The sequence below is a fragment of the Actinomadura verrucosospora genome (assembly GCF_039540335.1).
Taxonomy (GTDB): Bacteria; Actinomycetota; Actinomycetes; order Streptosporangiales; family Streptosporangiaceae; genus Spirillospora; species Spirillospora verrucosospora.
On sequence record NZ_BAABEV010000028.1, the window covers coordinates 71,560 to 84,110 of the forward strand.

Annotated in this window: 12 protein-coding genes; 7 read left to right on the forward strand and 5 right to left on the reverse strand. The window is 75.0% G+C overall.

The window, feature by feature from the left end; genetic code table 11:
- Window positions 1-153: 153 nt before the first annotated feature.
- Both selD and ABD944_RS26795 read left to right on the forward strand, forming a co-directional pair.
- Window positions 154-1,143, forward strand: a complete 990-nt coding sequence (gene selD / locus ABD944_RS26790; RefSeq protein ID WP_345181137.1) for a selenide, water dikinase SelD — start codon at window positions 154-156, stop codon at window positions 1,141-1,143.
- An 89-nt stretch (window positions 1,144-1,232) separates the two neighbouring features.
- Window positions 1,233-1,508, forward strand: a complete 276-nt coding sequence (locus tag ABD944_RS26795; RefSeq protein ID WP_345181139.1) for a GlsB/YeaQ/YmgE family stress response membrane protein — start codon at window positions 1,233-1,235, stop codon at window positions 1,506-1,508.
- 19 nt (window positions 1,509-1,527) lie between these two features.
- Here the strand turns inward: ABD944_RS26795 and ABD944_RS26800 are convergent, their stop codons facing one another.
- Window positions 1,528-3,621, reverse strand: coding sequence for a propionyl-CoA synthetase (locus tag ABD944_RS26800; protein WP_378187588.1), 2,094 nt, complete (start codon window positions 3,619-3,621; stop codon window positions 1,528-1,530).
- Window positions 3,543-5,006 (reverse strand): MFS transporter, encoded by a 1,464-nt coding sequence (locus tag ABD944_RS26805; RefSeq protein ID WP_345181143.1) that lies wholly within the window; start codon window positions 5,004-5,006, stop codon window positions 3,543-3,545. The genes ABD944_RS26800 and ABD944_RS26805 overlap by 79 nt, the downstream gene beginning before the upstream one ends.
- A gap of 288 nt (window positions 5,007-5,294) precedes the next feature.
- Between ABD944_RS26805 and ABD944_RS26810 the strand changes: the two genes are divergently transcribed.
- Entirely contained in the window at window positions 5,295-7,058 is a 1,764-nt protein-coding gene (locus tag ABD944_RS26810; RefSeq protein WP_345181145.1) for a SelB domain-containing protein, read from the forward strand.
- A gap of 48 nt (window positions 7,059-7,106) precedes the next feature.
- Window positions 7,107-8,300, forward strand: coding sequence for an RtcB family protein (locus tag ABD944_RS26815; protein ID WP_345181147.1), 1,194 nt, complete (start codon window positions 7,107-7,109; stop codon window positions 8,298-8,300).
- A gap of 52 nt (window positions 8,301-8,352) precedes the next feature.
- Here the strand turns inward: ABD944_RS26815 and ABD944_RS26820 are convergent, their stop codons facing one another.
- Entirely contained in the window at window positions 8,353-9,135 is a 783-nt protein-coding gene (locus ABD944_RS26820) for a hypothetical protein (RefSeq protein ID WP_345181149.1), read from the reverse strand.
- A gap of 246 nt (window positions 9,136-9,381) precedes the next feature.
- A complete protein-coding gene (locus ABD944_RS26825; RefSeq protein WP_345181151.1) occupies window positions 9,382-10,209 on the reverse strand; it encodes an alpha/beta hydrolase in 828 nt (275 codons plus the stop codon).
- Between the two features lie 107 nt (window positions 10,210-10,316).
- Here ABD944_RS26825 and moaA point away from each other — a divergent pair, with 107 nt between their 5' ends.
- From moaA to ABD944_RS26840, 3 genes are read left to right on the forward strand one after another with little or no spacing between them, the layout of a single operon-like run.
- On the forward strand, window positions 10,317-11,306 hold the full coding sequence (gene moaA, locus ABD944_RS26830; protein WP_345181154.1) for a GTP 3',8-cyclase MoaA: 990 nt from the start codon (window positions 10,317-10,319) through the stop codon (window positions 11,304-11,306).
- A 5-nt stretch (window positions 11,307-11,311) separates the two neighbouring features.
- Window positions 11,312-11,878, forward strand: a complete 567-nt coding sequence (mobA, locus tag ABD944_RS26835) for a molybdenum cofactor guanylyltransferase (RefSeq protein ID WP_345181156.1) — start codon at window positions 11,312-11,314, stop codon at window positions 11,876-11,878.
- 49 nt (window positions 11,879-11,927) lie between these two features.
- Window positions 11,928-12,200, forward strand: a complete 273-nt coding sequence (locus ABD944_RS26840) for a DUF6457 domain-containing protein (protein ID WP_345181158.1) — start codon at window positions 11,928-11,930, stop codon at window positions 12,198-12,200.
- Here ABD944_RS26840 and ABD944_RS26845 read toward each other — a convergent pair.
- The gene (locus ABD944_RS26845; protein WP_345181160.1) at window positions 12,197-12,439 is read right to left on the reverse strand and encodes a hypothetical protein; all 243 of its coding nucleotides are present in this window, start codon (window positions 12,437-12,439) and stop codon (window positions 12,197-12,199) included. The genes ABD944_RS26840 and ABD944_RS26845 overlap by 4 nt on opposite strands.
- Window positions 12,440-12,551: the final 112 nt, after the last annotated feature.

Below are 12,551 nucleotides of genomic sequence, written 5' to 3' on the forward strand. Positions count from 1 at the left end.
CTTGCAGGAAGGAGATCGCATCACGCCGAACCGAGTTCGGACAAGGGGTTCGGGGGTTTTCGGCGCTGGTCGCGGGCCCGTTCGGCGGTCGGTGACCGGACGCGTACCGTCCGTTTGTTGATCATTTGAAGTAGTTGTGCGTTAAATTCAGCGGTGACCCGACTCGCCCCCGTGGCCCGCCTGACGCAGTACGCGCGCGGCGGCGGCTCCAGCAAAATTCCGCCCGGGGAGCTGGAGCGGGTCACGGCCGGTCTCACCGGCGGGGACGACGCCCTCCTCGTCGGCGGCCCCGACGGCGACGGCGCCGCCGTGCTGCGCCTCGACGGCGGCCGGGCCGTGGTCTCCACCGCCGACTTCCGCACCCCCGTCGTCGACGACGCCTACGACTGGGGGCGGATCGCCGCCGCCAGCGCGCTCTCCGACGTCTACGCCGTCGGGGGCGTGCCGCTGATGGCCCTGAACCTGCTCGGCTGGCCCGCCGACGCGCTGCCCGCCGAACTGGCCCGCGAGGTGCTGCGCGGCGGGCGGGACATGGCGGCCCTGGCCGGCGTCGCGATCGCCGGCGGGCACAGCATCGAGGACCCCGAGCCGAAGTACGGCCTCGCGGTCACCGGCACCGCCGACCCGGACCGCCTGCTGCGGCTGGACGCGGGCCGTCCCGGCGTCCCGCTCACGCTGACCAAGCCGCTCGGGGTCGGCGCGCTCAACGCCCGGCACCGGGCGACCGGGGAGGTGTTCCCGCACGCGGTCGCGGCCATGACGGAGCTGAACGCGGCGGCGGGCCTGGCCGCCCTCGAGCGCGGCGCCGCGTGCGCCGCCGCCGTCTCCGGCTTCGGGCTGCTCGGCCACCTGTACAAGCTGGCGCGGGCGAGCGGCGTCACGGCCGTCGTGGACGCCTCCGCCGTCCCCTGCCTCGACGGCGCGCGCGCCGCCGTGCGGGACGGGTTCGTGCCCGGCGGCACCCGCCGCAACCTCGCGTGGGTGTCGCCGCACACCCTCTTCCGCCGGATCGCCGAGGAGGAGCGGCTGCTGCTCGCCGACGCCCAGACCTCCGGCGGGCTGCTGGTCGCGGGGGAGATCCCGGGCGCGCCGGTCGTCGGGGAGCTCGTCGGCCGGGGGCGGCACACCCTCGTCGTCCGCTAGCGTCGCCCGGCCGTCCGCCGCCCGTGTCGCCGATCGGAGGGGCGGGTAGGTTCCCGGCACGGCCTCATCGGGGGCGGGGGAGGCGAGGCATGACCATCGGCGGACTCGTGGCCGCCGTCGTCCTGGGCGCCGCCATCGGTGTCCTGGGCAGGGTCGCCGTGCCGGGCCGCGAGAACATGCCGGCGTGGCTGCTGGTGGCGGTCGGGGTCGTCGCGGCGTTCGGCGGCACGGGCCTGGTCCATCTGTCCAGCCTCGGCGACGGCGGCTGGAACCTGTGGGAGGCGCTCTTCCAGATCTTCCTCTCGGTGGTCGCCGTCGTCCTGGTCGCGGCGTTCTGGCCGAAGCGGACCGGCCGCGACCCGTGACGCTCGCCCCCGGCGGTCTCTACTCCCGGCGCAGCACGGGGCGCAGGCCGTCCAGCACCTCCGGGTCCTCGATGGTGGACGGGACGGTCACCTCCTGCCCGTCGGCGATGCCCCGCATGACGCCTCGCAGGATCTTGCCCGACCGCGTCTTCGGCAGCGCGGGCACGACCGAGATCTCCCTGAGCGCGGCGACGGGCCCGATCTGCTCGCGCACCATCGCGACCAGTTCGGCGCACACCTCGCCCGGCTCGGCCAGGATGCCGCTCTTGAGCACGACCAGCCCGCGCGGCACCTGCCCCTTGAGCGCGTCCTGGACGCCGATGACGGCGCACTCGGCGACGGCCGGGTGGGAGGAGATGACCTCCTCCATCGTCCCGGTGGACAGCCGGTGCCCGGCCACGTTGATGACGTCGTCGGTGCGGCCCATCACCCAGACGTAGCCGTCCTCGTCGATGTGCCCGCCGTCGCCGGTCAGGTAGTGGCCGGGGAACTTCGTCAGGTACGACTCGACGAAGCGCTCGTCGTCCTGCCAGAGCGTGGGCAGCGTGCCCGGCGGCAGCGGCAGCCGGATCGCGATGTCGCCGTCGGCGCCGGGCGGGACGGGCGAGCCGTCCGGGCCGAGGACCCGCACGTCGTACCCGGGCACCGGCACCGACGGCGACCCCGCCTTGACCGGCATCGGCTCCAGCCCGCGCAGGTTCGCCACGATCGGCCAGCCGGTCTCGGTCTGCCACCAGTGGTCGATCACCGGGCGGTCCAGGACGCGCGAGGCCCAGCGGTAGGTGTCGGGGTCGAGGCGCTCGCCGGCGAGGAACAGCGTCTCCAGGGCCGACAGGTCGTGCCCGGCGAGCAGCGCGCCCTCGGGGTCCTCCTTCTTGACGGCCCGGATCGCGGTCGGCGCGGTGAACAGCGCCTTCACCCGGTGCTGCGCGGCCACCCGCCAGAACGCGCCCGCGTCCGGCGTCCCGACCGGCTTGCCCTCGTACAGCACGGTCGTGCAGCCGCTGAGCAGCGGCGCGTACACGATGTAGGAGTGCCCGACGACCCAGCCGACGTCGGAGGCCGCCCAGAACACGTCGCCCCGCCCCACGCCGAACACGTTCTCCATCGACCAGCGCAGCGCCACCGCGTGCCCGCCGTTGTCGCGCACGACGCCCTTCGGCCGCCCGGTCGTGCCGGAGGTGTAGAGGATGTAGAGCGGGTCGGTGGCGGCGACGGGGACGCACCCGGCGGGTTCGGCGGCCGCGACGGCCTCGTCCCACTCCACGTCCCGCGGCCGGACGAGGTCGGCGTGGAGCTGCTCGCGCTGCCGGATCACGCACCGCTCGACCTTGTGCCGGGCCAGCTCCAGCGCCCGGTCCAGCAGCGGCTTGTAGGGGACCACCCGGCCCGCCTCGATCCCGCAGGACGCCGACACGACCGCCTTCGGGCGGGCGTCGTCGATGCGCACCGCCAGCTCCCGCGCCGCGAACCCGCCGAAGACCACCGAGTGCACAGCGCCGAGCCGCGCGCACGCCAGCATCGCGATGACCGCCTCGGGCACCATCGGCAGGTAGATGACCACGCGGTCGCCGCGGTCGACGCCCAGCGCGCGCAGCGCCCCGGCGAACCGCGCGACATGGCCGGTCAGCTCCCGGTAGGAGTAGGTCCGCACGGTCCCGGTGACCGGGCTGTCGTAGATCAGCGCGGCCTGGTCGCCGCGGCCTTCCTCGACGTGCCGGTCCAGCGCGTTGTCGCAGGTGTTGAGCTCACCGCCGGTGAACCACCGGTAGAAGGGCGGCGCCCCGTCGTCCAGCACCCGGTCCGGCGGGACGAGCCACCGCACGTCCCGTGCCGCCAGCCCCCAGAAGCGGGTCGGATCGGCGATGCTGCGTTCGTACGCGGCCGCGTAGGCGCCCATGTCGTCCTCCCGGTGACGGGTCCTGGCCCGGATCTGCGCGGAGGCCCGGACCGGCGTCGCCGCGATTCGGGCCGCACCCCTATAGGGCATGGCGCGGGGCCGGTTCGTCAAGGGCCCGCGCCGCCGGGCGGGGTCTACCCGGGGTGGCGCAGGGCGTGCGCGACGGCGATGAGGGCGGCCAGCGCCGCCCCCGCGGAGACCACCCAGAAGCACAGCTCGTAGGCGCCGAGGGAGGGGACGCCGGCGCCCGCGGCCCGTCCGGCCAGGATCGACGCCGTGACGGCGCCCGCGACGCTGCCGCCCGTGGTGCGGACGAGCGAGTTGATGCCGCTGGCGATCCCGCTCTGGTCCATCGGGACGTGCCGGACGGCGAGCGTGCCGAGCGCGGCGTAGGCGATCCCGAACCCGACGCCCTGGAGGGCGCTGAACGCGAGCATGTCGTACACGTGCGCGTTCGACACCGCGAGCCACGCGTAGCAGAGCCCGGCGAACGCCGACCCGATCGCGAGGGTGTACGCGGGGCCGAGGCGCCCCGCGAGCCGCCCGGCCATCGCCGAGAACACCAGCATCGTCACGGTGCTCGGCAGCATGTAGAGCCCGACGTCCAGCACCGAGCCGCCGAGCCCGTACCCGACCTCCTCCGGCCGCGCCTGGACGAAGCCGGCGATCAGCGTGAAGGCGGCGAACATCGAGAAGCCGAGCAGCGCCGAGACGACGTTGGCCGACAGGGACCGGGGGCCGACCAGCAGGCCCAGCCGCACCAGCGGCGCGCGGACCCGCAGCTCGACCGCCGTCCAGACCGCGCACAGCGCGGCCGCGGCGCCGAACAGCCCCAGCACCCCGCGGGACGTCCAGCCCCAGGCGTTGCCCTGGCTGATGCCGAGCAGCAGGCAGACCAGCCAGCAGGCGAGCAGGGCCGCGCCCGGCAGGTCCGGCCGGCCGCCGGCGCGGACGCCGACGTCGCGCGCCGTCGCGGCGACCAGCACCAGCCCCGCCGCCGCCAGCGCGGCGGCGATCCAGAACACCGGGTGGTGGCTGCCGGTGCGGGTGGCGATCAGCCCGGTCACGATCATGCCGGCGCTGCCGCCGACGCCCATGGTGGCGCTGACGATGCCGATCGCCGTGGTCACCCGCTCGGCCGGGAACGTGTCGCGGATCATGCCGATGGCGAGCGGGATCAGCGCCGCCGAGACGCCCTGCAGGGCGCGCCCGGCGATCAGCACCGGCAGCGTGCCGGACACCGCGCACAGCACCGAGCCGGCCAGCAGCAGCGCGAGGGCGAGCAGGATCATCCGCTTCTTGCCGTACATGTCGCCGAACCGCGTCAGCAGCGGGGTGGCGACGGCGCCGGCCAGCAGGGACGCGGTGAACACCCACGTCACGTCCGTGATGGGGGCCTCGAAGCGGGTCATGAGCTGCGGCAGCAGCGGAAGCACGAGCGTCTGCTGCACCGACACGACCATCCCGGCGGCGGCGAGCGCGAGCAGGGTGGGGCCGGTGGGCCGGGCGGCCGGTGCGCCGGCTCCGGGCGCCGCCGGTGCGCCGGCCGCGCCGCCCTCCGGGGCGCCTGTGCCGCGAGCCGCCCGAGCGCCGGTCATGCGAACCTCCCGCATCGGCCGGTCGCCGGATCCCGGCGCGCGGCATGTAGTTACTTAACCTAAATAAGTGTAGAGCGGGCGAATCGCCCCTCGATGTCCGCAGGTCCGGCGCGACGCGCCAGCGCGTCGCGGTTTGCGCGGGGCCCGGGCGTCCCTAGGGTTGCCTTTCGTGGACCTTCGTCTGCGCAACCCCCGCACCGCCCTCCGGAACTCCGCCCCCCGCTCCGCCACTCCCCGCACGGCCCGTTCTCGCGCGGCCATCGGCGTTCAGGCCTGGAAAGGACGCTGATGCACGTCGTCACCACCGCCGGACACGGTGGGCACGGCAAGTCGGCGCTCGTGCGCGCCCTCACGGGCAGGAGTCCCGGCGAGACGGGCGCCTGGACGGAGCTGCCCTCGGGGAGGCGCGTCGCGTTCGTCGACGCGCCCGGCGACGAGCGGTCCGTTCCGGACTGGCTCGCCGGGGCGGCGCCCGCGTCCGCGGTCCTGCTCACCGTCGCCGCCGACGAGGGATGGATGCCGCAGACCCGCGAGCACCTGGAGGCCCTCTCCGCGCTCGGCGTCCGGTCCGGCGTCCTCGCGGTCACCAAGGCCGACGCCGCCGACCCCAGGCCCGCGCTGCGCCAGATCCGCGAGCGGCTGGCCGGGACGGCGCTGCGCGGTGCGGAGGCCGTCGCGGTGAGCGCCGAGACCGGCGCCGGGGTGGCCGAGCTGACCGCCGCGCTCGACCGCCTCGCCGGCCGGCTGCCCGTGCCCGACCCGGCCGCCCCGGTGCGGCTGTGGGCGGACCGCGCGTTCACCGCCGGGCGGCAGGCCGTCATCGCCGGCACCCTCGCCGCCGGGACGGTCGCCGTGGGGGACGAGCTGCTCCTCATGCCCGCGGGCGAGCGGGTCCGCGTCCGGACGATCGGCTGCGCCGGCGAGCCCCGGGAGTCGGTCGGCGGCGTCTCCCGCGTCGTGGTGACGCTGCGCGACGCCGGGCGCGTCGACCCCGGCATGGCCCTGGTCACGCCCGGCGCCTGGACGCACACCACCAGCGTCGACGTCCGGACCCGCTTCGGCGAGGCGTCCGGCAGGCTCGCGCGGCGGATGACGCTGCACATCGGGTCGGCCGCCGTCGCGGTCGGGCTGCGGCCCCTCGGCCCCGACACCGCGCGCCTGACCCTGAACACCCGGCTCGCCCTCCACCTCGGCGACACCGGGCTCCTGCGCGACCCCGACCGCCGCACGATCGCCGGGGTGAGCGTCCTGGACGTCCGGCCGCCCACCCTCGTGCGCCGCGGAGCGGGCGCCGCCCGCGCCCGCGAGCTGGCGACCTGGCCCGACCGCCCGGACGGCGCCGTCGTGCTCCGCCGGCACGGCGTGCTCCGGCGCTCGGAGCTGTCGGTCATGGGCTGCGCGCCGCCGCCCGGCGCCGTCGCCCTGGACGGCGAGTGGGTCGCCGACCCGGCGCACTGGCGGTCGCTGTTCGAGCGGCTCGCGGAGGAGACGGCCCGGCACGCCGCCGAGAGCCCCAGCGCCCCCGGCATCCCGCTGGAGTCCGTCCGGCTGCGCCTCGGCCTCCCCTCCCGGCAGCTCGCCGCCGCGCTCGTCCAGCCGCCGCTGCGCCTGGACGCGGGACGCGTCTACGGCCCGTCCCCGGGCCCCGGCCCCGCGCCGGCCGCCGAGCCCGCTCCTGCGGCGGTCGCCGCGGAACCGCCGCCGCCCTGGGCCGCGGCCGTGCGGCGCCTCCGCGCCGACCTCGCGGACACCCCGTTCGATCCCCCCAGCGCCGAGCGCCTCGAAGAGCTGGGCCTCACGGGCGAGGTCCTCGCCGGGGCGGAGCGCGCGGGCGCCGTCCTGCGGATCGACGACGGGGTCGTGCTGCTCCCGGGCGCCGACCGGGAGGCGCTGCGCGTCCTGTCCGAGCTCCCGCAGCCGTTCACGCCCGCCCAGGCCGGCGACGCGCTCGGGACCGGCCGGGACGTCGCCGTCGCCCTGCTGCGCCACCTCGACCGGCTCGGCCTCACCGAGCGCCGCCAGGGCGAAAACCGGTTGAACCGGGACGGGTGACTCTGGCGTCATAGATCGCGGTCCGGTTCCGTCGATCAAGGAGTGGGAATGCCGTACCAGACCCTGAAGGGCGGCCGCGTCCCGATCCGGATGTGGACCGACCCCGACACCGTCGAGGACCTCGCCCTCGACCAGCTGCGCAACGTCTCCGCCCTGCCGTGGGTGGAGGGCCTCGCGGTGATGCCCGACGTCCACTACGGCAAGGGCGCCACCGTCGGCTCGGTGATCGCGATGAGGAACGCGGTGTCCCCGGCCGCCGTCGGGGTCGACATCGGCTGCGGGATGACCGCCGCGAAGTCGTCGCTCACCGTCGAGGACATGCCCGACGACCTGTCGGGCCTGCGCTCGCGGCTGGAGAAGGCGATCCCCGTCGGGCGCGGCTCGCACAGGACCGCCGTGGACCCGTCCGCTCTGCCGGGCCTGAAGGAACGGGGCTGGTACGACTTCTGGAAGGCGTTCGACGACCTGCACCCGGCGGTGCGGTCCCGCCTCGGCCGCGCCCGCTCGCAGATGGGCACGCTCGGCGGCGGCAACCACTTCCTGGAGCTGTGCGCGGACGACGACGGCGCGATCTGGCTCGTCCTGCACTCGGGGTCGCGCAACATCGGCAACGAGCTGGCCGAGCAGCACATCGAGGCCGCCCGCAAGCTGCCGCACAACCAGGACCTGCCGGACGGCGACCTCGCCGTGTTCCTCACCGGCACCGCCAAGATGGACGCCTACCGGCACGACCTGTTCTGGGCGCAGGAGTACGCGCGCCGCAACCGCGCCGTCATGACCGCGCTCGCGCAGAACGTCGTCACCAGGCAGTTCGGCGAGAAGCGCTGCAGGTGGGGCGAGGTCATCTCCTGCCACCACAACTACGTGGCGGAGGAGGAGTACGGGGGAGTCGAGCTGCTCGTCACCCGCAAGGGCGCGATCCGCGCGGGCGCCGGCGACCTCGGGATCATCCCGGGCTCCATGGCGACCGGCACCTACATCGTCCGCGGCCTCGGCAACGAGACCGCCTACAACTCGGCCTCGCACGGCGCGGGCCGCAGGATGAGCCGCAACAAGGCCCGCAAGCACTTCACGGTCGAGGACCTGGTCGAGCAGACCAGGGGCGTCGAGTGCCGCAAGGACAGCGGCGTCATCGACGAGATCCCCGGCGCCTACAAGGACCTGGAGACGGTGATCGAGGCCCAGTCCGACCTCGTCGAGGTCGTGGCGCACCTCCGCCAGCTCATCTGCGTGAAGGGCTGACCCCGGCGGGGCGGCCGTGCCCGGCGGCCCGCCCCCCGCGGGCCGCCGGACCCTATTTCAGAAGCTGGGCCGTGTCGCTGTAGGCGTCCAGGTGCTCGGCGTGCGTCAGCCGGTAGACACCGGAATGGAAGTAGTTCGCCCACCGCAGCGGGTGGCCGAGGCTCGCGCGGGCCCGTCCCCAGTCGGTGACCGACCGCAGCCACCGATCGGACTTGGTGACGTCCCACGAGGCGTCCACGCCGTACTCGGCCAGGCCCAGGGAGATGCCGCGGGCGTCGGCGAACTGGCAGACCCGCCGCGTGCGGGCGTCCATCGGGGCGGCGTCCGTGGTGGAGGTGATCTCCCCGATCGGGTACTCGTCGATCGCGATGAAGTCGACCATGCCCGAGTCCGGCCAGTAATTCCGCAGCGCCGACCGCGGATCGGAGTAGGGCAGGTTGCACGAGTAGTTGGTGAAGCACACCCCCACCTTCACCCCCACCGCGCGGAACGGCGGCGCCGACCGCTTGTAGAGGCTGACGAAGGCGTCGCCGGACATGTTGTCGACCGGCTCGTGGTAGATGATCACGTCGCACTGGGCGCCCTTGGCGACGATGTCGGACGCGAGCGCCTGGAGCGCCGACAGCGGCGTCGACATGGTCGGCTTGATGCTGTAGACGCTCTTGCGCACGCCCACGTCGTAGCGGAGCTGCGAGGCGCTCACCGAGGACGGCGGGGCCCCGTCGTAGCAGCGGCGGACCGGCATGGGGCGGTCCGTGAGCGTCTCGAACGCGCTGATCGCCGCCGTCCACGTCTGGCCGGTCAGGGGGGTGACGGCCGCCCCCACCAGCGTCATGTGCCACCGTCCTCGCGGAGGTCCGCGGGCCGGCGCTCCACGGTCGCGACCGCCCGGTGGCGGATCCTCGTTCGGCTCATGTGCGCGTCCCCCCTTGGATCGCGAGATGGTGCCTCTCGGTAAAAATAATGCTACGTAGAGCGATATTGACTCGGCAGCCTTCTTTATGTGGCCATACCAGTCAGACGGGGGTGGCCGCGGGAGGACGGCGGGCGCGCCGCACCGGGTCGTCGGCGCCCGTGCGGGTCAGGCGCCGGACCGGGGCGCCTCCGGCAGGACGCGGTCGATGAAGGCGGTGACGTCGGCGAGGACCTCGTCGCGGTTGATCTCGTTGAAGACCTCGTGACGGGCGCCCGGATAGAGGCGCTCGGTGAGGTCGTCCCCGCGGATCGCCTCGATGCCGACGCGGGTGTCCCGCGGGCGGACGAGCTCGTCGGCGTCGCCGTGGACGTAGAAGGTCGGCAGCGCGCCCAGGGGCCCGTGCTCGTTGACGCGGCGCAGGGCGTCGTCCAGCGCCCGGACGGTGGGCTTCTTGAACGGGCCGTGCCAGATCAGCGGGTCCTCGGTGTAGGCCTTGCCGACCGCGGGGTCGCGAGAGAGCGTCGAGGTGTCGATCGGCTCGTCCGGCATCGCGTCGAGGGGCAGCAGCTCCTCGACGACGTGCCAGCGGCCGAGGACCGGTCCGGACAGCACGAGCGCTGCGAGGCCGTCGCCGTGGAGCTGGGCGTACCTGGTGGCGATCAGCCCGCCCATGGAGTGGCCGATCATGACGGCGGGCAGGCCCGGGTGGTCGCCGCGGGCCGCCTCCACGACCGTGTGCAGGTCGGCGACGACGTCCTCGACGTCCTCCACCAGCACGCGCTCGCCGGCCGAGCGGCCGTGGCCCGCGTGGTCCGGGCCGCAGACGACGGCCCCGTGCCGCACCAGGACGTCCGCGACGTGGCCGTAGCGGCCGAGGTGCTCGCCGTAGCCGTGCACGAGCACCGCGACGTAGCGCGGCTCGCCGTCCGCCCAGCTCCGGGCGGTGACCGCTCCCCGCGTGCCCGCGAACTCCCACTCCCGCGACGTCGCCACTCCGGCCTCCCTGCCGCCCGATGGAAGATCACCGTCTCCCGAGGGGGATCGGATCGTCAACCACCGCAATAGGCTGGAGATCCAGACCGCGACAGGAAGGGGTGCCCGTGCTGGTCGACACCTTCGGCCGTACCGCGACGGACCTGCGGGTCTCCCTCACCGACCGGTGCAACCTGCGCTGCTCGTACTGCATGCCGCCCGAGGGGCTGGACTGGCTGCCGAAGCCGGAACTGCTCACCGACGACGAGGTCGTCCGGCTGGTCGGGCTCGCCGTGCGCGACCTCGGCGTCACCGAGGTCCGCTACACGGGCGGCGAACCGCTGCTGCGGCGCGGCCTCGCCGGCATCGTGCGGCGGACGGCCGAGCTGGCGCCGCGCCCCCAGACCTCGCTGACCACCAACGGCATCGGGCTCGACCGGCTGGCCGCGCCGCTGGCCGAGGCCGGGCTCGACCGGGTCAACGTCTCCCTCGACACCCTCGACCGCGAGACCTTCCGGCGCCTCGCGCACCGCGACCGGCTCGCCGACGTGCTGGAGGGGCTGGCGGCGGCGCGCCGGACGGGCCTCGCACCGGTCAAGATCAACACCGTGCTGATGCGCGGGATCAACGACCACGAGGCCGTCCCGCTGCTGCGGTACTGCCTGGAGCACGGCTACCGGCTGCGGTTCATCGAGCAGATGCCGCTGGACGCCCAGCACGGCTGGACCCGCGAGAACATGATCACCGCGGACGAGATCCTGGACCGGCTGTCCGCCGAGTTCGACCTCGTGCCCGACACCGCGCACGAGCGCGGCAGCGCCCCCGCCGAGTCGTTCCTGGTCGACGGCGGCCCCGAGACGGTCGGCGTGATCGGCTCGGTCACCCGGCCGTTCTGCGGGGCCTGCGACCGGGTGCGGCTCACCGCCGACGGACAGGTCCGCAACTGCCTGTTCGCCACCGAGGAGTCCAACCTGCGGGACGCGATGCGCGGCGGCGCCGACGACGCCGAGCTGGCCGAGCGGTGGCGCCGGGCCGTGCGGACCAAGCGCGCCGGGCACGGCATCGACGACCCGGCGTTCCTCCAGCCCGCCCGGCCCATGTCGGCGATCGGCGGCTGACCCGCGTGGACGCCGGCCCGCCCTTCGACGCCGTGCTGCTCGCGGGCGGGCGCGCCCGGCGGTTCGGCGCCGACAAGCCCGCCGCCCCCGTGGGGGGACGCCGGCTGATCGAGTGGGCGGCGGCCGCCGCGTCCGGAGCGTCCCGGCTGATCGTCGTGGGGCCGCGCCGCGACGTCCTGCCGGGCGCCGTCGTCGTCCGCGAGGACCCGCCCGGCGCCGGGCCGGTGCCCGCGCTGCGCGCCGGGCTCGCCGAGGTCCGCGCGCCGAGGCTGGCGCTGCTCGCCGCCGACCTGCCCTTCCTCCGCCCCGCCCACGTCGCGGCGCTGCTGGAGGCGGCGGCGGAACGCGACGGGGCCGTCCTCGTGGACGGCGACGGCCGCGAGCAGTGGCTCGCGGGCTGCTGGCGCGCCGGCGCCCTGCGGACGGCGCTGGCGGGCTACGACGGCGCGTCCCTGCGCGGCCTCCTCGGCCCCCTGGACCCCGTGCCGGTCGCCCTGCCCCCGGACGCCCGCCCCGCCTGGTACGACTGCGACACCCCGGAGCAGCTGGCCGCCGCCGAGCGCCTGCTTTGATCGTGCGAGAGTGGGCACACCACCAGCACCATGCTCGAAGGGGGAACCCATGTCTGTCCTTGAGGACTGGCTCAGCGCGGCGTGCCTCGAACTGGGGCTGGAGCGCGGGGACGTCGACCAGGGCCTCGTCCTGGACCTCGCACGCGACGTCGCCCACAACGTCGCGCGGCCCGGCGCGCCGCTGACGGCCTACCTGCTCGGCCTCGCGGTCGGCCGCGGCGTGCCGGCGCGGGACGCCGCCGCCCGGCTGACCGAGATGGCCGAGGGCTGGCGGGCCGAGGTGCCCGAGCAGGCCGGCGAGCCGGTCCTCGACGACGCCTAGCCGCGGCCGGCGGGCTCGTCGCGCTCCGCGACCGGCACCACGTCCTTCAGGAAGTCCCGGCGGGACAGGAACGCCGACAGGCTCTCGCGGTGCTCGTCGCAGGCGAGCCAGACCTTCCGCCGGTCCGGCGTGTGGATCTTAGGGTTGTTCCACCGCAGCGCCCATACGGCGTCGGCACGGCACCCCTTGGCGGAGCACTGCAGTTCCTCAGGGCCGTTCCCCGGATCGGCGTTGGTCATGGGGCGAGCTTAGACACCTCCAGAGGCCGCGAAAACGACTCACCCGCCCGCGACCTCAGCCACCCACCACCGCAACGGAACGACAACCCCAACGGTTTCGATCGCGTCCGAA